Consider the following 22195-nt stretch of genomic DNA (forward strand, 5'->3'; position numbering starts at 1 on the left):
CATTTTGACGGTGCCACGGGCGCCTCGTCCCCGTGACGGCTCGGTAATACGCCTGGCTGGCTGGCGATCTGTTCGATGGTGGTGTTCTGGAAACCCTGGCGCTAGCGGGTTTGCCGCTGGTGCTTCTTCAATCGATAGGCAAATTGCGCCCGGCTGAGCCCCACAAGCCTGGCAGCCGCCGCCAGGTTGCCGGCGTTCTGTTGCAGCGCTTCAGTGATCAGGCGCGACTCAAGGCCTTCAATGGAGAACCCCTGGTCCAATTGCCCCAGGGTGTCCAGCAGTGCAGGGCGGGACGTTGGCGCGGTATTCGACAGACTGCCGTGGTCATCCACACCGTACGGGTTCGCGGGCATCGGCTCATTGCGAAACAGGTGCACCAGGTCGATGGCTTGGCCTTCTTCACTGGCGATCAGGCCGCGTTCGATCAGGTTTTGCAGCTCACGCACATTGCCCGCGAAGTCGTAACGCAGCAGCACCTTCAGCGCACGCATGGTCAGGCCCACGGGCGTGCGCGCATATTCCTGGCAGAAGCGGGTGAGGAACGCGTTGATCAGCAGCGGGATGTCATCGCGGCGTTCACGCAACGGCGGCAGGGCGATGGGGTAGACGTTCAGCCGGTAGAACAGGTCTTCGCGAAACGTGCCGTCAGCCACCGCTTTACGCAGGTCGATATTGGTGGCGGCCACCACGCGCACATCCACCTTGATGCCGCGCACGCCACCGACCCGTTCGATCTCGCGCTCCTGCAACGCTCGCAGCAGTTTGCTTTGCCCGGCCAGGCTGAGGCAGGTGATTTCATCCAGAAACAGCGTGCCGCCCTGGGCCCGTTCGAAGCGTCCGGGCCGAGCGTGGGTGGCGCCGGTGTACGCGCCGCGTTCGACGCCGAAGAGTTCGGCCTCGATCAGGTTGTCCGGGATGGCTGCGCAATTGAGCGCCACGAACGGGTTGTCGTGGCGACGGCTGAGCTGGTGCAACTGGCGCGCGAACATTTCCTTGCCCACGCCAGACTCACCGCTGATCAGCACGGTGGCGGGCGTGAGCGCTACCCGTTGCAGCGCTTGCATCGCGGCGTTGAATGCCGCACTGGCGCCCACCAAGGGTTGTGGCGCCAGCGCGGCATTCAACGCCGGGCCAGGGCGGGGGGCGACGGTGGTGGGGCTGCTGACGGCCTGGGCCACATTCAAGTAACGCAGGTCCTGCTCGACGTCACCCCATTGTTCGGCGGTCTTGCCGATCACCCGGCAACTGCTGTGGCCCATGCCCCGGCATTCCACTTCGCGGAAAATCACCAACTGCCCGAACAGGCCGCTGACAAAACCGATGGCATAGCCGGTCTCCGTCCAGCACACCGGGTCCTGGCCGATGCCATACGCGCCCACATGTTCATCCGCCTCGCAGGAGTGGTGCCAGAGAAACTCGCCTTCATAAAAACCCGAGTCGGCATCGAACTTGAAGTGCAGCGGTTCGACCTTGGTCATGCCTTCCAGGGTGTGCAGGTGCGTCCCGGCGCGGAACACCGCGGCGGCGTCGGCCTGCGGCCAGCGTTCGCGGATCAACCGGGCATCCCTGGCGCCGGAGGCGTAGCCGGTACGGGTAAACAGACCACGCGCCAGTTCCAGCCCCAGGCGCTCGATGACTTCCCCGCGCAGGGCACCGAACGAGGAACTGTGCAGCAGCAACATACGTTGGTCGTTGAGCCAGATACGCCCGTCTTCGGGAGAGAAGAACAGGCAGTCGGTCAGCTCGGCAGGCGTCGGCGAACTGCTGTCGCTGAGTTGGCGGCTGTCGCCCCGTGGCGGGAGCGGTGCGGTGTGGGGATTAGTCATTGTTATGCCCCTGCAAAGCGAATGAACGATATGAGTAGCTGCTCAGATAGTTATTAAACATAACCTTATCAATTGAACAAGTCGCCCGGTGGCGGTTTTTGCCGCGGACCACCCGGTGAAGGTTGTGCGGCAGCTGGAAGGCCCCGGTCCAGAGCCCTCGGCGGTTTATGTCAGTGTCACCCTGTGCAAGCGGCACAGCCTTTGCTCAAGGCTTGATGCGGCGTTTGCACTCGTGCAGGCGATGACAATTACAAGAACCGGGAGTTGCCATGTCAGTGTCTGAAACCACCCACCTGTTACAGCGGGCCCTTGAGTCCGAATGCCTGTTCAACGGCGATTGGATACCGGCCTCGGGGTCCGTGATCCCCGTGCTTGAACCCGCCACCGGCGAACCGCTGATGCGCAGCGCGATGGCCAGCCCGGCCGACATCGCCGTGGCCAGCCGCAGCGCCGCCCTGGCCCAACCGGCGTGGGCCGCACTCGGCCCACGGGAGCGCGCCGAGGTGTTTCGCAAGGCGGCGGATGTGGCGCAGCAGTCCTTTGCCGAGCTGGCGCTGTACGTCGCACGGGAAACCGGGGGCGCGTTGTTCAAGGGCGAACACGAAGTGCGTGAAGCCATTGTGCTGCTGCATCAGGCGGCGGGCCTGTTGTCTCAACCTCACGGCGTGGTGCTGCCCAGCGCAGCGGGGCGCTTGTCCTATGCACGGCGTCAGCCCCACGGCGTAGTCGGGGTGATTTCACCGTTCAATTTTCCGCTGATCCTGTCGCTGCGCTCGGTAGCACCGGCCCTGGCGGCGGGCAACGCGGTGGTGCTCAAGCCCGACCCGCAGACCCCGGTCAGCGGTGGTTTTCTGATCGCCCGGCTCTTCGAAGAAGCGGGCCTCCCCAAAGGCCTGCTGCACGTATTACCCGGCGCCGCGCCGGCAGGTGAAGCGCTGTGCCGCGACCCCAATGTGCGGATGATCGCGTTCACTGGCTCCACGGCAGCGGGGCGCAAAGTCGCCGAAACCGCTGGGCGCCACCTGAAAAAAGTCGCGCTGGAACTGGGCGGCAAGAACCCGTTGATCATTCTCGAGGACGCCGACCTCGACCTGGCCGCCAGCAATGCGGCCTGGGGCGCCTGGCTGCATCAAGGGCAGATCTGCATGGCGACCGGGTTGATTCTGGCCCATGAATCCATCGCCGCCAGCCTCACCCGCAAGCTGGTGGACAAGGCCCGGGCGCTCACCGTGGGCAACGCCGCCCGCGGTGAAGCTGCGCTCGGTCCATTGATCAACCAACGCCAGTTGCAGCGCGTGCACGAGATCGTCAGCGAAAGCCTGGCGGCGGGCGCACGGCTGGAGGCGGGCGGCGAATACGACCAGCTGTTCTACCAACCCACCGTGCTCAGCGGGGTGCGGCCGGGCATGCGCGCCTTTGACGATGAAATGTTTGGGCCGGTGGCCGCGGTGGTCGGTTTTGCCACGGACGAGGAGGCCATCGAATTGGCCAACCGCACAGAATACGGCCTCTCGGCCGCGATCATTTCGCCCTCGGTGGGGCGTGCCATGGCCATTGGCGAGCGGCTGGAGTGCGGCCTGCTGCACATCAACGACCAGACCGTGGCGGACGAATGCATCAACCCCTTCGGCGGGCGCGGTGCCTCGGGCAATGGCGGCAGCGTGGGCGGGCCGGCCGACTGGGACGAATACACCCAGTGGCAATGGGTCACCGTGAAAAACACGCCGCCGAACTATCCCTTCTGAGCCCCGGCTCACGCATGCCTATACAACAATAAGAGGGCTTGAACATGAACCTGTACCGCAAAACCTTGATCGTGACCGGCGTGGCGTCGGGCATTGGTGCGGAAGTCGCACGATTGGCGCGCTTCCAGGGCGCCACCGTGATCGGCGTCGATCGCCATGAACCGCAGTTGACACTCGATGGCTTTCTCCATGCCGACCTGAGCGATCCCACCAGCATCGATGCACTGGTGGCGCGTCTGCCGCAGCGGGTCGATGCGCTGTGCAACATTGCCGGCGTGCCCGGTACGGCGCCGGTGCAAACGGTGGCCGAGGTCAATTACCTGGGCTTGCGCTGTCTTACCCAAGCACTGCTGCCACGCCTGTCGAAGGGCGGCAGCATCGTCAATGTGGCCTCGGTGCTTGGCGCGCAGTGGCCGCAGCGGTTGGCCTTGCACAAAGCGCTGGCGGCGACCGAAAGCTTCAGGGCCGGGCAGCAGTGGCTGGCGGCCAATCCGGTCGAACAGGCCGAGTGTTATCAATACTTCAAGGAGGCGCTCATCGTCTGGAGCCTGCAGCAATCCCAGGGTTGGTTTCGCGACCATTCGGTGCGCATCAACTGCGTTGCGCCGGGGCCGGTGTTCACGCCGATCCTGGGCGATTTTGTCAGCATGCTCGGGCCGGAGCGGGTGGCCCAGGACAGCCAGCGCATGACCCGTCCGGCCCTGGCCGATGAGGTGGCTTCGGTAATCACGTTCCTGTGCTCGGACGCGGCGCGCTGGGTCAACGGGGTCAACCTGCCGGTGGACGGCGGGCTGGCGGCCACCTACGTGTAGGGCGCGCTACAGCGCTATGCCCCGGTGCGGATCCACCGCGCCGGGGGTCTTGAACAACAACAAAAATACAGGACATCCAAGATGCTCAAGCCTATCTTGCGGCCGGTTGCGGCCATGACGTTTGTTGCGCTGTCATCCACTGCATACGCTTACGACTTGCCCGGACTCAACCTGGGCAGCACCAGTTTCTACGACGGCTCACCGGCACCGGCCGGGCCCGGTTGGTACCTGGAGGAATACCTGACCTATTCACGCGCCAGCCGCTTCAATGATGCCAACGGCAACAAGCTGGCGTTGCCCAGGCAGGACGTGGAAGTGGTGGCGCCTACCACACAGATCATCTACGTTGGCCAGCCCCTGGCCAACGGTGCGATGCCCGGATTCACCGTGATCAACACGTCCCTGGCCTATGTGGATGTGGACGACGGTTTGAATAACGCGGCGTTGAGTTCCCGTGCCGGCCTGGGCGACTTGGTTGTTGGTCCGTTCCTGCAACTGCCGACCCTGAGCCGCGCCGATGGCAGCCCGCTGTTGACCCAGCGGGTCGAAGTTGATGTGGCGATCCCGGTAGGTGCCTACGACCGCAAGCGTTCGATCAACCCCGGCAGCAACTTCTGGTCTTTTAACCCGTATTACGCAGCGACCTACTGGTTCAACCCGAAGTGGTCGGCCAGCGGGCGATTCATGTACCTGTGGAACGGCAAGAATGACCAACCGTCGGCCAGTTTCGGCGATGTCTCCGACACCCAGGCCGGGCAGGCGCTGCATGCCAACCTGACGTTGCAGTACGCAATCGACCAGCAACTGAGCGTGGGCTTGAATGGCTATTGGTTGAAGCAGATCACCGACACCGAGGTGCAGGGGCATGCGGTGAGTGGGCGGCGGGAAAAGGTCTGGGCCATTGGCCCAGGCCTGGTCTACGCGTTCAACAAGGAGAATGTCCTGTCAGTGAACGCGTATTTTGAGCAGGAAGCGGTGAACCGCACCCAGGGCAACAAGCTGGTGTTTAACTGGTTGCACCAGTTCTAGGCAGGTTCAGCGGCGCCGCACGCACCATCACGCTGATGATGGTGAGCGCGGCGATCACCACGCCGGGGGAAGTCGCCAGCAGCACGCCGGCGGTACCGGCGCCGGCCGCGAGCAGTTGCCCGGCGGCCAGCGGCCCGGCCACCGAGCCCAACCGGCCGATGGCCACGGCCGCACCCACGCCGGTGGCGCGCACCGCAGTGGGGTAGGCGGGTGGGGCGCTGGCGTACAGCACCAGTTGCGCGGCCATTACGAACAAGCCGGCGGCGAAACCTGCAATGGCCATCGGCACGATGCCCACCGACAGGCCGACCCCGGCCAACGCCGCCAGCAACCCCGCATACACGGACAGCACCACTTTTAGCGCGTTGCATCGGTCCAGCAGCACACCGCCGAGCAGCGAACCGAGGGCGCCGCCGATATTGAAGAGCATCTGCACCATGCCCGCCTGGGGTTTGCTGAAACCTTGTTCAAGCAACAACGACGGCAACCAGTTGAGCAGCATGTACATCACGGTCAGGGTGAAGAAGTAGCTGAGCCACAGCGCCAGCGTGGTGCGGGCGCGACCCTCGCCGAACAGCGCCTGGCCCGTGGAGGGACGAGGGTTGTGGGTGTGTTCGACCTGTTGGCGAAAGGCGTTGGACTCGGGCAGCAGCAGGATCATCAGCGGCACGGCCAGCAACGGCGCGAGGCCGCCGATGATAAAGGTGGTTTGCCAGTGTTCACTGGAAAACATCGCCACCACGGCGGCCAGTGCGCCACCCAGCGGCACGCCGCAGTACATGACACTGATGGCGGTGCCGCGATTGCGTTCGCTGACGGCTTCGGCGCACAACGCGATCAGGTTCGGCAGTGCCGCACCCAGGCCCAGCCCGGTCAGGAAGCGCACCAGCAACAGGCTTGAGTAACTCTCAACAAATGCAGTGCTCAGGGAGAACAGCCCGAACAGCAGCACCGCGCTCACCAGGATTTTCTTGCGGCCGATACGGTCGGCGATCCAGCCGCCAAAGAACGCCCCCGGCAGCAGGCCGATGATCCCGACGCTGAATACCCAGCCGAGCATTTTCGGGTCCAGGGCAAAGCTGTGGCGCAGCCCGGCAGCGGTGGTGCCGGCGGCCTGCAGATCGAACCCTTCGATCAGCGCAACGATGAAACACAAAGCGATCGTCAGCGTCGAACGACGCGATGGACTGTTCATGGGCAACCCTCATTGTTGTTTTTGTTGTGATGGCGAGCCTGACCGGCTGCTGGCAATTAAGATAACAAATATAACTATAAAAAGAACGGCGCCAAATCTGCTGCGCAAATCATCGTGCAAGCCGTCTAACCCAGTTGTTTGAGATGGGTCAGCGCAGAAAAATCCAAAATAGATAATGTTATTAACGTTCGATTATCGGTCACATGCAGTTGACGAGTGCCTCCGGCTGTTTCCATTCTCTGCTCGCAAGACCGCTTGGGCCAAACGCCTGACACCCCAAAAACAACAACAAAAAATGGACATCGAACATGCCAAAACTCCCCACGGGCGCCGTCGCGGCGGCCTGCTGTGTGTCAAATAGCACTCCACGCCTGCTCAGTGCACTGCTGATGCTCGGTGTGCTGCCCACTCCACTGTGGGCAGCGGGGTTTATTGACGACAGCCACGGCACCCTGACCTTGCGCAATTATTACCTGGACCGTGACTACAAGGACGACGGCGCCAAGACGGCGGCGCGGGAATGGGCCCAGGCGTTCATCCTCAATCTGGAATCGGGCTACACCCCAGGCCCGCTGGGCTTTGGCCTGGATGTACGCGGGTTGATGGGGGTCAAGCTCGACTCCTCGCCAGACCGCAGTGGCACCGAGCTGCTGCCGGTGTCGGCCAGCGACAAGCGCGCCGCCGATGAATACTCGCGCCTGGCGCCCACCGCCAAGCTACGGTTTGCCCAAACCACGGTGAAGGCCGGCGATGTCTCGATCTTCCTGCCATTCGCCTTTGCCAGCCCGTCGCGCCTGCTGCCGCAGACCTTTCGCGGCGCCACGTTGAGCTCCAAGGACATCGACGGGCTGACCCTGAACACCGGCTATATCGACCGCATCAACAAGCGTGATTCCACCGACTACCAGGCCATGACCATCGCGTCGCCCAACCGGCGTTTCAACGCGACCGCGACCACCTCGCACCTGGCGTACGTCGGCGGTGATTACCAGGTCAACAAAGACCTCAGCCTGCGCGCCTATCATGCCGAAGTCGCGGACCTCTACCAGCAGGACACCCTGGCGCTGCTGCACAACCTGCCGGTGGGCGATGGTGTGCTCACCAGTGATGTGCGCAGCTTTTTCAGTCGCGAGGACGGCAGCGCCAAGGCCGGCAAGGTGGATAACCGCAACCTCTCGGCGCTGTTCGGCTACCGCTTCGGTGGGCATCGCGTCAGCCTGGGCTACATGCATTCCAGCGGGGATACAGCCACGCCGTATATCTCCGGCACCGAGTTGATGGGCATGAGCGAACTGACCATGAGTTCGGACTTTCTCAACGCCAAGGAGCGCACCTGGCAGGCCATCTATGACTATGACTTTGCGGCATCGGGTGTGCCGGGGCTCAAGAGCCGGCTGCGTTATGTGCGCGGCGACAACATCGAGCTGGCGGCCTTCAATGCCGAGGACCGCAAGGAGCGCGAGTTCCAGATGGAGCTGGGCTACGTGATTCAGAGCGGCCCGCTGAAGAACGTCGGGCTGATGGCGCGCAAGTCGATCTACCGTAACGACTTCCCGGGCGGGGCGGCTTTTCGCGATGAAAACCAGACCCGCTTCCTGGTGCTCTACACCGTGGCGCTGTGGTAGATCAGCGGTCCTGATAGACCTTCTTGAGCAAGCGCAGCAGCTCTGCACGTTCTTCGACGTCCAGGGCTGCGGTGGCGTCCAGGTCGCTTTGCGCGGCGATGTCCTTGAGTTCCTTGAGCAAGGCTTCGCCGGGTTTGCTCAGGAAGATCCCGTAGGAGCGCTTGTCCGGCTTGCAGCGCACGCGCACGGCGAGGGCGCGGCTTTCCAGCTTGTTCAGCAACGGCACCACCTGGGGTGGTTCGATGGCCAGGGCGCGTGCCAGGTCGGCCTGCATCAGGCCGGGGTTCTGCTCGATGATCGCCAGGGCCGAGAACTGCGCCGGGCGCAGGTCATGGTCGGACAGCCGGCTGATCAGGTTCTGGAACAGCTTGAGCTGGGCGCGACGCATGGCGTAACCGATCAGATCGTCCAGGGCCGAATCCAGCGGTGGCTGTACCTCGTCATTGTCGGGCAGGGCCTGGCTGGCGGCGGCGATGTTGGAAGGCTTGGCCATTAGCAGTGCAATCCTCAGAAGGTAGCGGTTAAGAAGGCTATCTAGTTTGCCGGGGTTGGCGCGTTGTGGCTACGCTGGTTTTTCACAGCAGTGAAATATTGGTTATTCAGATTAATGGTTAATTGACATAACTATATTTGCGGTTTAATTTCGAATCATCTTCACACCCAGAACAAGAGCGTACCGCCATGAGCAATTACGAAGGCCGTTGGAGCACCGTCAAAGTCGAGATCGAGGAAGGCATCGCCTGGGTCATCCTCAATCGCCCGGAAAAACGCAACGCCATGAGCCCGACCCTGAACCGGGAAATGATCGACGTGCTGGAAACCCTGGAGCAGGATCCCGCCGCCGGTGTGCTGGTGCTGACCGGTGCCGGTGAGGCGTGGACCGCCGGCATGGACCTTAAGGAATACTTTCGCGAAGTCGACGCCGGCCCGGAAATCCTCCAGGAAAAAATCCGCCGCGAAGCCTCGCAATGGCAGTGGAAGCTGCTGCGCATGTACGCCAAGCCGACCATCGCCATGGTCAATGGCTGGTGCTTCGGTGGCGGCTTCAGCCCGCTGGTGGCGTGCGACCTGGCGATCTGCGCCGACGAAGCCACCTTCGGCCTCTCGGAAATCAACTGGGGCATCCCGCCGGGCAACCTGGTCAGCAAGGCGATGGCCGACACCGTGGGCCATCGTCAGTCGCTGTACTACATCATGACCGGCAAGACCTTCGGCGGGCAGAAAGCCGCTGAAATGGGCCTGGTCAACGAAAGCGTACCGCTGGCGCAACTGCGCGAAGTCACCATCGAACTGGCGCGCAACCTGCTGGAGAAAAACCCGGTGGTGCTGCGTGCCGCCAAGCATGGTTTCAAACGCTGCCGCGAGCTGACCTGGGAGCAGAACGAGGATTACCTCTACGCCAAGCTCGACCAGTCGCGTTTGCTCGACACCGAAGGCGGTCGCGAGCAGGGCATGAAGCAATTCCTCGACGACAAGAGCATCAAGCCTGGCTTGCAGGCGTATAAACGCTGAAGGACGCGGCCTGCGGGCCGCACCGTTTTCACCCTGCTTGAACGTATTCCCGATAAAGACAATAAAGAGGAATCACCATGCTGGACGTGCCCCTGTTGATTGGCGGCCAGTCGTGCCCCGCGCGCGACGGCCGAACCTTCGAGCGTCGCAACCCGGTGACCGGTGAAGTGGTCTCGCGGGTCGCCGCCGCCACCCTGGAAGATGCCGACGCCGCCGTGGCCGCTGCCCAGGCTGCGTTCCCCGCGTGGGCCGCACTGGCGCCCAACGAGCGCCGCACCCGCTTGCTCGTTGCTGCCGAGCAACTGCAGGCGCGCAGCGCCGAATTTATCGCGGCCGCCGGCGAGACTGGCGCGATGGCCAACTGGTATGGCTTTAACGTACGCCTCGCGGCCAACATCCTGCGCGAAGCGGCGTCGATGACCACCCAGATCACTGGCGATGTCATCCCCTCCGATGTGCCCGGCAGCTTCGCAATGGCCCTGCGTCAGCCGTGCGGCGTGGTGCTGGGCATCGCGCCGTGGAATGCCCCGGTGATCCTTGCCACCCGCGCCATTGCCATGCCGCTCGCCTGCGGCAATACCGTGGTGCTCAAGGCCTCGGAGCTGAGCCCGGCGGTGCACCGTTTGATCGGCCAGGTGTTGCAGGACGCCGGCCTGGGCGATGGCGTGGTCAACGTCATCAGCAACGCCCCGGCGGATGCGGCGGCGATTGTCGAGCGACTGATCGCCAACCCGGCCGTGCGGCGGGTCAACTTCACCGGTTCGACCCATGTCGGGCGGATCGTCGGCGAACTCTCGGCGCGCCACCTCAAGCCGGCCTTGCTGGAACTGGGCGGCAAGGCGCCGTTGCTGGTGCTCGATGACGCCGACCTGGACGCCGCCGTATCGGCCGCGGCCTTTGGCGCCTACTTCAACCAGGGGCAGATCTGCATGTCTACCGAGCGCCTGATTGTCGACGCCAAGGTGGCGGATGCCTTTGTCGCCAAACTGGCGGCCAAGGTAGCGACCCTGCGCGCCGGCGACCCCGCTGCGGCGGATTCGGTGCTGGGTTCCCTGGTGGACGCCAGCGCCGGTACCCGCATCAAGGCCCTGATCGACGATGCCCTGGGCAAAGGTGCGCGGCTGGTGGCCGGTGGGCAACTGGACGGCAGCATCCTGCAACCGACGCTGATCGATGGCGTCACCGAAGACATGCGGTTGTACCGCGAAGAATCGTTCGGCCCGGTGGCGGTGTTGCTGCGCGGTGACGGCGACGAAGCGTTGCTGCGCCTGGCCAATGATTCGGAGTTCGGCCTGTCGGCGGCGATTTTCAGCCGTGACACCGGCCGCGCCCTGGCCCTGGCCCAGCGGGTGGAATCGGGCATTTGCCATATCAACGGCCCGACCGTGCATGACGAGGCGCAGATGCCCTTCGGTGGGGTCAAGTCCAGCGGCTATGGCAGCTTCGGCGGCAAGGCCTCCATCGAACACTTCACGCAATTGCGCTGGGTGACCTTGCAGAACGGGCCACGGCACTACCCGATCTGAGCAGGCGCCGCGACATAACAATAACGAGGCGGCGTTGATCCGCCTTGATGGAGGACACCCTTGTGAGTTCCGAATCCAGACCGCAACCCCAGCCGGCACCGCGCTACCGCGAGGTCGCCATCGGCCACGCACCGGTGGCGGTCACTGAAGAACACGGCGTGCTGCAGATGCGCTCCCTGGAGCCATTGGCCGAGTTGCCGCCACGCTTGCTCGATCGCCTGGTGCATTGGGCCCAGGTGCGGCCCGAGCAGACGTTCATCGCGGCCCGTCAGGCCGGTGGTGATTGGCGCCGCGTCAGCTACCGCGAGATGCTCGACAGTGTGCGCGCGATTGCCCAGGGTCTATTGAGTTTCGGGCTGTCGGCGGATAAGCCGCTGGCACTGCTGTCGGGCAACGACATCGAGCATTTGCAGGTGGCGCTGGGCGCGATGTATGCCGGCATTCCCTACTGCCCGGTATCGCCGGCGTATTCGCTGCTGTCCCAGGATTTCGCCAAGCTGCGGCATGTGTGTGGCCTGCTGCAACCGGGGCTGGTGTTCGTCAGTGATGCAACGGCCTACCAGCGCGCCATCGAGGCGGTATTGCCCGCCGAAACCCCGCTGATCACCGTGCGCGGCAACGTGCCTGGGCGCACCCAGGTCAGCGTTGCCAGCCTGTTGCAAACGCCGGGTCGCGCCGAAGCCGATGCGGCCTTCAGCGCCACTGGCCCGGACAGCATCGCCAAGTTCCTCTTCACCTCGGGCTCGACCAAACTGCCCAAGGCGGTGATCACCACCCAACGCATGCTCTGCGCCAACCAGCAAATGCTGTTGCAGACCTTTCCAGTGTTCGGCGAGGAGCCGCCGGTGCTGGTGGATTGGCTGCCCTGGAACCACACCTTCGGCGGCAGCCACAACGTCGGCATCGTGCTCTACAACGGCGGTACTTTTTACCTCGACGATGGCAAGCCCACGGTTCAAGGGTTTGCCGAGACCCTGCGCAACCTCAAGGAGATCTCGCCGACGGCCTATTTGACCGTGCCCAAGGGCTGGGAAGAACTGGTCAGCGCCCTTGAGCAGGACGCCGAGTTGCGCGAGCGGTTTTTTGCGCGGATGACACTGTTCTTCTTCGCCGCTGCGGGGCTGTCGCAAAGCGTCTGGGATCGCCTCGACCGGGTGGCCGAACGGCACTGCGGTGAACGCATCCGCATGATGGCCGGGCTGGGCATGACCGAAGCCGCGCCGTCCTGCACCTTCACTACCGGGCCGTTGTCCATGGCCGGTTACATCGGTTTGCCCGCGCCGGGGTGCGAGGTGCGCCTGGTGCCGGTGGACGGCAAGTTCGAAGGGCGCTTTCGCGGGCCGCACATCATGCCGGGCTACTGGCGGGCACCCGAGCAAACCGCCGAGGTGTTCGATGAGCAGGGTTTCTACTGTTCGGGTGACGCGATCAAGCTTGCCGATCCCCATCAGCCGCAACTGGGGCTGATGTTCGACGGGCGCATTGCCGAAGACTTCAAGCTGTCTTCCGGGGTGTTTGTCAGCGTCGGCCCGTTGCGCAATCGCGCAGTGCTCGAAGGCTCACCCTACGTGCAGGACCTGGTGATTGCCGCGCCGGACCGCGAATGCCTGGGCGCGCTGGTGTTTCCCAGAACCTATGAATGCCGCCGTCTGGCGGGCTTGAGCGCTGACGCGAGCGACGCCGAGGTGCTGGCCAGCGCGCCGGTGCGCCAATGGTTCGGCGACTGGTTGCAGCGCCTTAATCGCGAGGCCACCGGCAATGCCAGTCGCCTGGAGTGGATTGCCGTGCTCGACGAGCCGGCGTCCATCGACCGTGGGGAAATTACCGACAAGGGGTCGATCAACCAACGTGCCGTGCTGCAATGGCGCGCGGCCAAGGTCGAGGCGTTGTATCGCGGTGAAGACCCCACCATCCTGCGCGCCGGGCCCAAGCCTTGAGCGGGGCCGGGCAGTATTCGGCGTTTGCCGACGCGGCGATTTTCGACGCGGTGCGCACGCCGTGGGTCGACCTCGGCGGGGCACTGTCCCAGGTGTCGCCCATCGACCTGGGGATCAAGGTCGGCCGGGAAGTGCTGGCCCGGTGCGGTATCGATCCGCAGGCAGTGGACAGCGTATTGGCCGGCTCTATGGCCCAGGCCAGTTTCGATGCCTACTTGCTGCCACGGCATATCGGGTTGTACAGCGGTGTGGCGCAATCGGTCCCGGCGCTGGGGGTGCAGCGCATCTGCGCCACTGGTTTCGAGCTGTTGCGCCAGGCCGCTGAACAACTGCGCGATGAGGTGCAGCTGGCCTTGTGCGTCGCGGCCGAATCGATGTCGCGCAACCCGATTGCCGCCTACACCCACCGGGGCGGGTTTCGCCTGGGGGGCGAGGTGCAATTCAAGGATTTTCTCTGGGAAGCACTCTACGACCCGGCGCCGGGCCTGGACATGATTGCCACCGCCGATAACCTGGCGCGCCGTTATGGCCTGAGTCGCGAGGCCGTGGACCGGTATGCCTGTGACAGCCATCAGCGCGCGTTGCAGGCGCAACGTGATGGGGCCTGGGCTGAAGAGATCGTCAGCGTCGATAACCAGGTGTTCGAGCTTGACGGTTATCAACCCCGGCGCCTGACCCTTGCACACCGGGCCGCTGCGGTGACGCAGGACAGCCATCCACGGCCCACCGACTTCGCAGCCTTGGCACGATTGCGTGCCGTGCACGCCGATGGGGTGCAGACCGCCGGCAACAGCTGTGCGGTGGTCGACGGTGCGGCGGCGGCGTTGGTGGGCCGTGCCTCAGACGGCACGCGCCCGGCCCTGGCCCGGTTGGTGGCCAGCGCGGTAGTCGGCGTGGCCCCAGAGGTCATGGGCATCGGCCCGGCGCCGGCCATCCGCCTGTTGCTGCACCGCAGCGGGTTGAGCCTGGGCGATATCGGCCGCTTCGAGATCAATGAAGCCCAGGCCGCCCAAGTGCTGGCGGTGGCTCAAGAGCTGGAGTTGGACAGCGCCCGGCTCAATCTCCTGGGCGGCTCCCTCGCGCTGGGGCATCCCTTGGCTGCCAGCGGCCTGCGGCTGGTCATGAGCCTGGCCCGGCAACTACGTCAGCACAACCTGCGCTACGGCATTGCCGCTGCGTGCGTGGGCGGCGGGCAGGGCATGGCGTTGCTGATCGAGAACCCTGCCTGGCGCGCTTGAACAGACTGTTTTTATTCGATGAGGTGTCCCGATGTGGAGCTATGAGGCGCCCCTGCGCGATATGCAATTTGTCCTTGAACACTGGTTACAGGCGCCCGCTGCGTGGGAGGCCTTGGACTTGCCCTTGGCGATGCAGGTGCTGGAGGAAGCCGCACGCTTCAGCCAGGGCGTGCTGGCGCCGTTGAACAGCAGTGGGGATCGTCAGGGCTGCCGTTGGCAGGCGGGCCAGGTCAGTACCCCGGACGGGTTTGCCCAGGCGTATCAGGCCTATGTCGACGGTGGCTGGCCGGGGCTGGCGTGCGCCGAGGCGTTGGGCGGGCAGGGCTTGCCGCAGCTGCTCGACGCCGCGCTGCAAGAAATGCTCTATGCCAGCAACCACGGCTGGGCCATGTACACCGGCATCGCCCACGGCGCCTACCTGTGCCTCAAGACCCACGGCGAGCCCTGGTTGCAGGCGCGCTATTTGCCCGACATCGTCAGCGGCCACGCCTTGCCCACCATGTGCCTGACCGAGCCCCAGGCCGGCAGCGATGTCGGTTTACTGCGCTGTCGCGCCGAACCCCAGGCGGATGGCAGCTATCGCCTCAATGGCAGCAAGCTGTTTATTTCTGGCGGCGAACATGACCTCACGGCCAATATCCTGCACCTGGTGCTGGCGCGCCTGCCCGATGCGCCGCCAGGCAGTCGCGGGATTTCATTGTTCCTGGTACCCAAGCAACGCGATAACGGCCAGGCCAATGGCGTGCGCTGTGACGGCATAGAACACAAGATGGGCATCAAGGGCAGCGCCACCTGCTCCCTGGTGTTCGAAGACGCCCAGGGTTGGCTGATCGGCGAGGCCAACCGGGGTCTGGCGGCGATGTTTGTGATGATGAATTCGGCGCGCCTGCACGTGGGCCTGCAAGGCCTGGGGCATGTCGAGGCGGCTTGGCAGAACGCACGGCAGTACGCCGCCGAGCGCGTACAGATGCGCGCACCCTCACGGCCTGAATCTGCAGCAGCCCAGGTGGCTGACCCGATCCATTATCACCCGGCCATGCGCCGTGTACTGCTGGAGCTGCGCACCACCAGCGAGGGCATGCGCGCCATCGGTTATTGGGCGGCGCACCTGCTGGACCAGGCCGACCCATTGGCGCAGTTGCTGACCCCTATCATCAAGGCGTTTTTCACCGAGCAGGGTTTTCGTCAGGCCAGCAATGCCTTGCAGGTCTTCGGCGGTTACGGCTACGTCGCCGAGTTCGCCATCGAGCAAACCCTGCGCGACAGCCGCATCGCGATGATCTACGAGGGCAGCAATGAGATCCAGGCCAATGACCTGTTGCTGCGCAAGGTGCTGGGGGATGACGGCCGGGCGTTCGGCCTGCTGTTGGCCGAGTTGCGTGCCGAGGCCGCGCAGGGCGGCGAGTACCTTGAATGCGCGGCGTTCTGCTTGGCACTGGGCAGCTTGTGCGATGCCTTGGATACGCTGGTGAGCGCCATCCGCGAACGCGCCCGGCAAGACAGCGAATACCCTTATCGCGCCGCGCCGGATTTCCTCCAGTTGTGTGGCGTGGCGCTGCTGGCCTTTGCCTGGGCGCGGGCGGCGCGGGTGTCCAGGGCGTTGCCCGAAGCAGACCCGTTGCGCGCCGCCAAGCTGCAAAGTGCCGGGTTCTTTTTCGATTACCTGCCATCGCGGCTGGCCCAGCACCTGGGCGCGATAGACGCTGCGCGGGCGGCGCTGGCGTTCGTCTGACGGCGGCAGGCGCTTGCGGTACTATGGCAGCCCACGTTTTCTGGAAGTTGCCTGGATGAGTAAGCCCGGTCAATTGGTGCTGGTTGCACTGCGCAAGATGATTGCCAGCGGGGAGCTGGCCGCGGGCGAACGCCTGATGGAGATCCCCACGGCGCAACGTTTCGACGTGTCGCGCATGCCGGTGCGCATGGCGTTCCGCACGCTTGAGCAGGAAGGGCTGCTGGTGCCGTTTGGCGGGCGTGGGTATCAGGTGCGTTCGGTCAGCCCCAGCGACATCGCCGGCGCGGTGGAAGTACGCGGCGTGCTGGAAGGCCTGGCTGCGCGTCAAACCGCCGAGCTTGGGCTGTCCAGCGAGGCACGCATCGCGCTGGAGCGCTGCCTGGTCGAGGGCGATCAACTGTTCGAGAAGGGCTATGTGACCGAGGATGACCTTGAGGTCTATCACGACCTGAACATGCGCTTTCACCAGGTCATCGTCGCGGGCAGCCACAACCCGGCCATCGCCGACGCCCTGGCACGCAATGACCACCTGCCATTCGCCTCGGTGACTGCGCTGGCGGTGGACCGCGAGGACATGGCCCGCGAATACCGGCGCTTCAACTATGCCCACATGCAGCACCATTCGGTCTTCGACGCCTTGGTCAACCGCCAGGGCGCACGGGCCGAAGCGATCATGCGCGAACATGCCAACGCGACCCTGCGCTATGCCGAAATCTTCAGCTGCGCCACCGCCGACGCGCGCATGAAAGTGATCCTGCCCGCGTCGTGACCCGGTTCAGATATCGAGCACCAGCAAGGGCGTTTTCGCCCGTGAACAGCAAGGCGTGAACTGGTCATTCAGGGCTTGCTCCTGCTCGGTGAGGAACAGGTCGCGGTGCTCCGGTATGCCTTCCAGCACGCGGGTCAGGCAGGTGCCGCAAATCCCTTGTTCGCAGGACACCGCGATCTCGATGCCGTGGCTTTCCAGGACCTGGACCACGCTCTTGTCGGCGGGAACTTGGAAGACTTGGCCGCTGCTGGCGACCTTCACTGAAAACCCGCCGTCTAGGCTGCTGTCCACCGGCGCCGCCGAGAAGTATTCGCGATGCAGGCAGTCCTCCCGCCAACCCTGGCCCCGGGCGCTGTCGAGCACATGCTGCATGAACCCGCCAGGGCCGCAGACATACAGGTGCACATCGTCCGCCGGTGCGGCCAATAGCTGCGCGGCATTCATGAGCGTGTCGGGCTGCTCATCAAAATGCAGGAACACCCGTTCGGCAAACGGCGACGCCTTGAGCCGCTGCACAAACGCCGCCCGCTCACTGGCGCGGGCGCAGTAATGCAGTTCGAAGTCGGCCTCCAAATGGGCCAGGCGCTCGGCCATGCACAGGATCGGCGTGATGCCGATACCCCCGGCAAACAGCAGGCTGCGCCGGGCTTCGTGGGCCAGGGGGAACAGGTTGCGCGGTTCGCTGATGGTCAAGTGGCTGCCTTCGTTGATCTGTTCGTGCAGGCTGCGCGAGCCACCCCGTGACGCCGGGTCGTGGAGCACGCCGATCAGGTAGCGATGACGTTCCTCAGGGTGATTGCACAGCGAATATTGGCGGGTCAGCCCAACCGGCAGGTGCACGTCGATGTGCGCGCCGGCACTGAAAGGTGGCAACGGCGCGCCGTCGACGCGGGCCAGTTCATAGCTGCAAATGTCCTGGGCTTCTGTGCGCCGGGACGTCACCACGACCTCGATCATGTTGGCTCTCCAGCGCGTTCCCGGGCGATCAGGCGCTCCAGGATCTTGCGCGACTGTACGCCGCCAGCGTCGATATTCAGCTTGAGCAGGTTGCGCGTCGGGTGGGCCAGCAGGTTCTGTTGCTGGCGTTCAAGCATCTCCAGGTCTTCGCTGAAAATCTTGCCCTGGCCTTCGCGAATGCTGGCAGTCAGCGCCTCATCCTGGGGGTTGAAGTTGCGCGCCATGCCCCAGAAGTACCAGATCGACGTGTCGGTCTGCGGGGTGATGAAGTCCACCACGATGCTCGCAGCCTTGTGCTCGGGCGCGGCGTCGTAGCCGCCCTTGCCGGCATGGGCCACGCCGACTTCGATCAGCACATGGCTGGGCGGGGTGAAGCGGCAGATCTGCCAGCGGTCCACCGGCACATCGTCGGCCAGGTTGTTGCCGCGCAGGGCCATGCGCCAGAACGGCGGGGCCATGATGTTTTCCATGTGCCGGGCGGTGACCACTTCATCACCGTTCACCGTGGTGACGGGCGCTGCTTCGTCGATTTCCTTCTGGCCGATGCTGGAGGCGTGTACGTAGGTTTCGTGGGTTAGGTCCATCAGGTTGTCGATCATCAGGCGGTAGTCGCACTGGATATCAAACAGCCCGCCGCCATAGGCCCACTCGTCACTCACGGCCCATTCCAGATGATGGATCAGCGCGGGGTCGGCCTGGGCCTGATCGCCGGGCCACACCCAGATGAAACCGTAGCGTTCCACCACCGCAAAGGTCTTGTTGCAGGGAAAGCCACGTACCCGTTGGCCGGGCATGTCGACGGTCTTGCCATCGCCGCCCATGACCAGCCCGTGATAGCCGCAGACCAGGTTGCCGTTTTCGACATAGCCCAGCGAAAGCGGCGCGCCGCGATGGGGGCAGAAGTCCTCGACTGCCACCACGGCGCCTTCCTGGCCACGATAAAACACCATCTTTTCACCGCAGATCTGCCGACCCAGGGGCTTTTGTGCAATTTCATCGGGGGTGCAGGCGACATACCACGTGTTCTTGGGGTACATGGTGACTCTCCAGGCTGGGTGTTATTTTTATTTAATGGATCCATTAAATGGGCGTATTCAGGATGAGTCAATCTGTTATTGCTTATTTGTTGGGCGATTATCGAACGATTCGATTTTAATGGATCCATTTTTCATGCTCTTTCTCGAAGGCGCGCAACAACAGCCTTCCACCCCCCGTTCAATCGTTACTTGACTCTGTCCCATAGGGCACCTCGTATGCTTTTGCCAAGCGCACGCCCGTGCGCCCTTCGAACAAGGAGTTCCTTTGAACGGTTTATGTCTGGTGACAGGTGCCAACGGCCATCTTGGCAATACCTTGGTGCGAGCGCTGCTCGGCCAGGGGCATCGCGTACGGGCCGGGGTGCGTGATATCGGTAATCACGCACCGTTTGCCGGGCTGGACTGTGAGTTGGTGTATGCCGAGTTGCTGGACAGTTCGGCCCTGGACAAAGCGCTGGAGGGCGTACAGGTGTTGTTTCAAGTGGCTGCCGTATTCAAGCACTGGGCCCGTAACCCAGAGGCCGAGATTGTCGAGCCCAACCTTGTGGGCACGCGGCGTGTGCTCGAGGCGGCGTCACGGGCGGGTGTGCAGCGTGTGGTCTACGTCAGTTCGGTGGCTGCCGTGGGTCATGATGGGACGGCGCTGGATGAGACGCACTGGAATACGGAAAGCGAAAACGCGTACTACAAGTCGAAGATTCTCTCCGAGCAGGCAGCCTGGCAGTGCGCTGAGGCGCTGGGCTTGAACATGGTGTCGGTATTGCCTTCGGCGATGGTGGGACCCAATGCCGGTTCCCTCACGGACACTATGGGGTTCCTTCAGACGGTTCGGCAGCGGCAGATGCCCTTTGACCCTGGGTTTCGGTTCAACTTCGTGGACGTGCGCGACGTGGCCGACGGGATGATCCGCGCCGCCGAAAAGGGCCGGGCCGGGCAGCGCTACATCCTGGCCAATGTGCGTTCGTCGCCGCTCAGTGATCTGATTGCGGCCGCCAACACCCACACGCCTGGGTATCGCCAACCCGTTTCAGCGCCACGCTGGCTCCTGCTGGGCGTGGCCTGGCTGCAGGAACGCTGGGCGCGGTGTGTGGGCAAACCCGCCCAGTTGCTCCTGAGCCAGGTGCGCCTGTTTCACAACGTGGCGCAGGAGTACGACATCACCAAGGCTAAAAACGAATTGGGTTTCAACCCACGGTCGCCCGAGGTGGCCTTGCAGCAAGCGTTTGCCTATCTGTACAGGCAGGCGCATCAGCCTTATGAAGACCTGCCACAGGCTGCGGTGCAAACAGTGAGTTCATCTCGCGCTTGAGTTCGATCAAGTGAAGATCAAGCGCCTGCAACTGCGCGATCCGGTCCTGGACCTGCCGGCGCTTGTCGTCCACGGCCTGGTTGGCCAACGTTAGCGGAAAGGCCTTCAATTGGTTTTTTGCGGCAATCAGCGGGTTCATCTCGGCCAGCTTGAACCCGGCCCGCTGCGCCTTGCGGATGAGATGGACGATTTCCAGGTGATGAGCGTTGTAGCGGCGATACCGCCCCTCACGCTCCGGCTCGTTGATCAGGCCCATCTGCTCATACAGTCGAATGGCTTTTGGGGTGCAACCGGTCAGTTCGGCGAGTCGTCCGATGAACATCTGTCAATTCCCTATGTGCGACAGCAAATACCCTAGCGTTGTTTGATCGCCAGAACCGTAAAGGCCGTCACACGAAAACCGAAAAATGTCGAGGTTGGGTTCAGTAGCGAATCATCACCGACTTCAGCTCGGTGTAGTCCTCAATGAATGCGCTGCCAAACTCCCGGCCTATCCCTGAGGATTTGTTGCCGCCAAACGGCACCGCCGGGTCCAGCATCGTATGCATGTTCACCCACACCGTGCCGGCCTCGATGGCGGGCACCATGCGCAGGGCCTTGCCCAGGTCGTTGGTCCACAGGCTGGCGCTCAAGCCGTAGGGCGAGTTGTTCATCAACGCCAGTAATTGCTCTTCGGTGTCGTACGGGAAGAATGTGGCGATGGGGCCGAAGGTCTCTTCGTTGAGCAAGGTGTCATTGACGCTGTTGGCGAGGATGATCGTCGGTTCGACGTAGCAGCCCGGCCGGTCGATCAGGTTGCCGCCATGAATGATGGTGTTGTTTTCGGCGCGGGCCTTGGCAAAGAACTCGCCGAGCTTGAGTTGATGCTGGCGGTTGGTGACCGGGCCGAATTCGGTGCGCTCATCCAGGGGCGAGCCGATCTTCAGGGTGCTCAGGCGTTGGGCCAGGGTGTCCATCACCGCGTCGACCTGCGAGCGATGCACAAAGAAGCGCTCGGCCGCCGCGCAGATTTGCCCGCAATGCAGGAAACCCGCTTCGATGATGCCGTTGACGGCCTTGTCCAGGTCCACATCGCGCAGGAAGCCTGCGCAGTTTTTCCCACCCAGTTCCAGGGTGGCGCGGGTCAGCCCGGCGCCCATGGCACTCTGGCCCACGGCGATACCGGTCGGCACCGAGCCGGTGAACGACACCTTGTTGGTGCCGGGGTGTTCGATCAGGCCTTTGCCGACCAGGCCGCCGCCGGTCAGTACGTTCAACACACCGGCTGGCAGGCCGGCGTCAATCGCCAGCTCGGCGATGCGCAGGATGGTCAGTGGGGTGAATTCGCTGGGCTTGATGATGATGCTGCAACCGGTCACCAGTGCTGAGGCGAGTTTCCAGATGGCGATCATGGTCGAGAAATTCCACGGCACGATACCGACCACAACCCCGACCGGCTCGCGCAGGGTGAACGCGGTGTAGCGCTCGCCAGCGAAGGAGGGCAGCGACGGGGTGATGGTCTGGCCGCTGATCTTGGTGGCCCAGCCGGCGTAATAACGCAGGAAGTGGGCGGCCTGGTCGACTTCGAAGGCGCGGGAAAGCTGGATGATCTTGCCCGATTGGCAGGTTTCGATCTGGGCCAGTTCTTCGCGATGCAGCTCCAGCAGGTCGGCCAGTTTGAGCAGCACGTTGCCGCGCACTGCCGGTGCCACCTGCGACCACTGTGTGAAGCCACGACGCGCCGACGCCACCGCGGCATCGATATCGGCCGGGGCGGCGTCGGTGACCTGGGCGATGACCTGGCCGGTCGCTGGGTTGATCACGTCCAGCGTCTGGCTGGAGTGGCTTTGCACGTAGCCACCGTCGATAAACAGCGCGTGTTGTCGAGCGAGGAACGCGTCGACCTGGGGCAGCAGTGGAATATCGCTCATGGGGTTTTCCTGATCGTGAACAAAGAAAGCCCCGAG

Annotated in this window: 17 protein-coding genes and 1 pseudogene; 11 read left to right on the plus strand and 7 right to left on the minus strand. The window is 63.7% G+C overall.

Translation table 11 applies throughout. The features are described from left to right. Positions 1-101 precede the first annotated feature (101 nt). Complete coding sequence (locus tag PspS35_RS11395) at positions 102-1826, minus strand: sigma-54-dependent Fis family transcriptional regulator (protein WP_159934467.1); 1725 nt, start codon at positions 1824-1826, stop codon at positions 102-104. A gap of 269 nt (positions 1827-2095) precedes the next feature. On the opposite strand from PspS35_RS11395, the gene PspS35_RS11400 reads away from it, so the two are divergent. The 3 genes from PspS35_RS11400 (at position 2096) to PspS35_RS11410 (ending at position 5412) form a co-directional block, all read left to right on the plus strand. Further along, entirely contained in the window at positions 2096-3571 is a 1476-nt protein-coding gene (locus tag PspS35_RS11400) for a benzaldehyde dehydrogenase (RefSeq protein ID WP_159934469.1), read from the plus strand. 44 nt (positions 3572-3615) lie between these two features. Then, complete coding sequence (locus PspS35_RS11405; protein ID WP_159934471.1) at positions 3616-4383, plus strand: coniferyl-alcohol dehydrogenase; 768 nt, start codon at positions 3616-3618, stop codon at positions 4381-4383. 81 nt (positions 4384-4464) lie between these two features. Continuing rightward, positions 4465-5412 (plus strand): transporter, encoded by a 948-nt coding sequence (locus PspS35_RS11410; RefSeq protein ID WP_159934473.1) that lies wholly within the window; start codon positions 4465-4467, stop codon positions 5410-5412. On the opposite strand, the gene mhpT is transcribed toward PspS35_RS11410, so the two are convergent. Beyond that, positions 5390-6607 (minus strand): 3-(3-hydroxy-phenyl)propionate transporter MhpT, encoded by a 1218-nt coding sequence (mhpT, locus tag PspS35_RS11415; RefSeq protein WP_159934475.1) that lies wholly within the window; start codon positions 6605-6607, stop codon positions 5390-5392. The two genes, PspS35_RS11410 and mhpT, sit on opposite strands and share 23 nt — an antisense overlap. 308 nt (positions 6608-6915) lie before the next feature. Between mhpT and PspS35_RS11420 the strand changes: the two genes are divergently transcribed. Then, positions 6916-8232, plus strand: a complete 1317-nt coding sequence (locus PspS35_RS11420; RefSeq protein WP_159934477.1) for an OprD family porin — start codon at positions 6916-6918, stop codon at positions 8230-8232. 1 nt (position 8233) lies between these two features. Here PspS35_RS11420 and PspS35_RS11425 read toward each other — a convergent pair whose 3' ends face one another. Beyond that, complete coding sequence (locus PspS35_RS11425) at positions 8234-8725, minus strand: MarR family transcriptional regulator (RefSeq protein ID WP_159934479.1); 492 nt, start codon at positions 8723-8725, stop codon at positions 8234-8236. Positions 8726-8913: 188 nt separating this feature from the next. On the opposite strand from PspS35_RS11425, the gene PspS35_RS11430 reads away from it, so the two are divergent. From PspS35_RS11430 to PspS35_RS11455, 6 genes are all read left to right on the plus strand, one after another. After that, the gene (locus tag PspS35_RS11430; protein WP_159934481.1) at positions 8914-9744 is read left to right on the plus strand and encodes a p-hydroxycinnamoyl CoA hydratase/lyase; all 831 of its coding nucleotides are present in this window, start codon (positions 8914-8916) and stop codon (positions 9742-9744) included. A 77-nt stretch (positions 9745-9821) separates the two neighbouring features. After that, entirely contained in the window at positions 9822-11270 is a 1449-nt protein-coding gene (locus PspS35_RS11435; RefSeq protein ID WP_159934483.1) for an aldehyde dehydrogenase, read from the plus strand. Between the two features lie 62 nt (positions 11271-11332). Next, positions 11333-13207 (plus strand): feruloyl-CoA synthase, encoded by a 1875-nt coding sequence (locus PspS35_RS11440; RefSeq protein ID WP_159934485.1) that lies wholly within the window; start codon positions 11333-11335, stop codon positions 13205-13207. Then, complete coding sequence (locus tag PspS35_RS11445; protein ID WP_159934487.1) at positions 13204-14445, plus strand: thiolase family protein; 1242 nt, start codon at positions 13204-13206, stop codon at positions 14443-14445. The genes PspS35_RS11440 and PspS35_RS11445 overlap by 4 nt, the downstream gene beginning before the upstream one ends. 31 nt (positions 14446-14476) lie before the next feature. Continuing rightward, a complete protein-coding gene (locus tag PspS35_RS11450; RefSeq protein WP_159934489.1) occupies positions 14477-16177 on the plus strand; it encodes an acyl-CoA dehydrogenase family protein in 1701 nt (566 codons plus the stop codon). Between the two features lie 55 nt (positions 16178-16232). After that, a complete protein-coding gene (locus PspS35_RS11455) occupies positions 16233-16946 on the plus strand; it encodes a GntR family transcriptional regulator (protein ID WP_159934491.1) in 714 nt (237 codons plus the stop codon). A 6-nt stretch (positions 16947-16952) separates the two neighbouring features. Here PspS35_RS11455 and PspS35_RS11460 read toward each other — a convergent pair whose 3' ends face one another. Together PspS35_RS11460 and PspS35_RS11465 are read right to left on the minus strand one after the other, a co-directional pair. Further along, on the minus strand, positions 16953-17903 hold the full coding sequence (locus PspS35_RS11460; protein ID WP_159934493.1) for a PDR/VanB family oxidoreductase: 951 nt from the start codon (positions 17901-17903) through the stop codon (positions 16953-16955). Continuing rightward, entirely contained in the window at positions 17900-18940 is a 1041-nt protein-coding gene (locus PspS35_RS11465) for an aromatic ring-hydroxylating dioxygenase subunit alpha (protein ID WP_159934495.1), read from the minus strand. Before PspS35_RS11465 ends, PspS35_RS11460 begins: the two co-directional genes overlap by 4 nt. A 265-nt stretch (positions 18941-19205) precedes the next feature. On the opposite strand from PspS35_RS11465, the gene PspS35_RS11470 reads away from it, so the two are divergent. After that, on the plus strand, positions 19206-20249 hold the full coding sequence (locus tag PspS35_RS11470; RefSeq protein ID WP_159934497.1) for an NAD-dependent epimerase/dehydratase family protein: 1044 nt from the start codon (positions 19206-19208) through the stop codon (positions 20247-20249). A gap of 13 nt (positions 20250-20262) precedes the next feature. On the opposite strand, the pseudogene PspS35_RS11475 reads toward PspS35_RS11470, so the two are convergent. Together PspS35_RS11475 and PspS35_RS11480 are read right to left on the minus strand one after the other, a co-directional pair. Continuing rightward, positions 20263-20571: pseudogene (locus PspS35_RS11475) on the minus strand (MerR family transcriptional regulator); the annotation flags it as partial. A gap of 100 nt (positions 20572-20671) precedes the next feature. Next, a complete protein-coding gene (locus tag PspS35_RS11480) occupies positions 20672-22159 on the minus strand; it encodes an aldehyde dehydrogenase family protein (protein ID WP_159934500.1) in 1488 nt (495 codons plus the stop codon). Positions 22160-22195 lie beyond the last annotated feature (36 nt).

The organism is Pseudomonas sp. S35, assembly GCF_009866765.1.
Taxonomy (GTDB): domain Bacteria; phylum Pseudomonadota; class Gammaproteobacteria; order Pseudomonadales; family Pseudomonadaceae; genus Aquipseudomonas.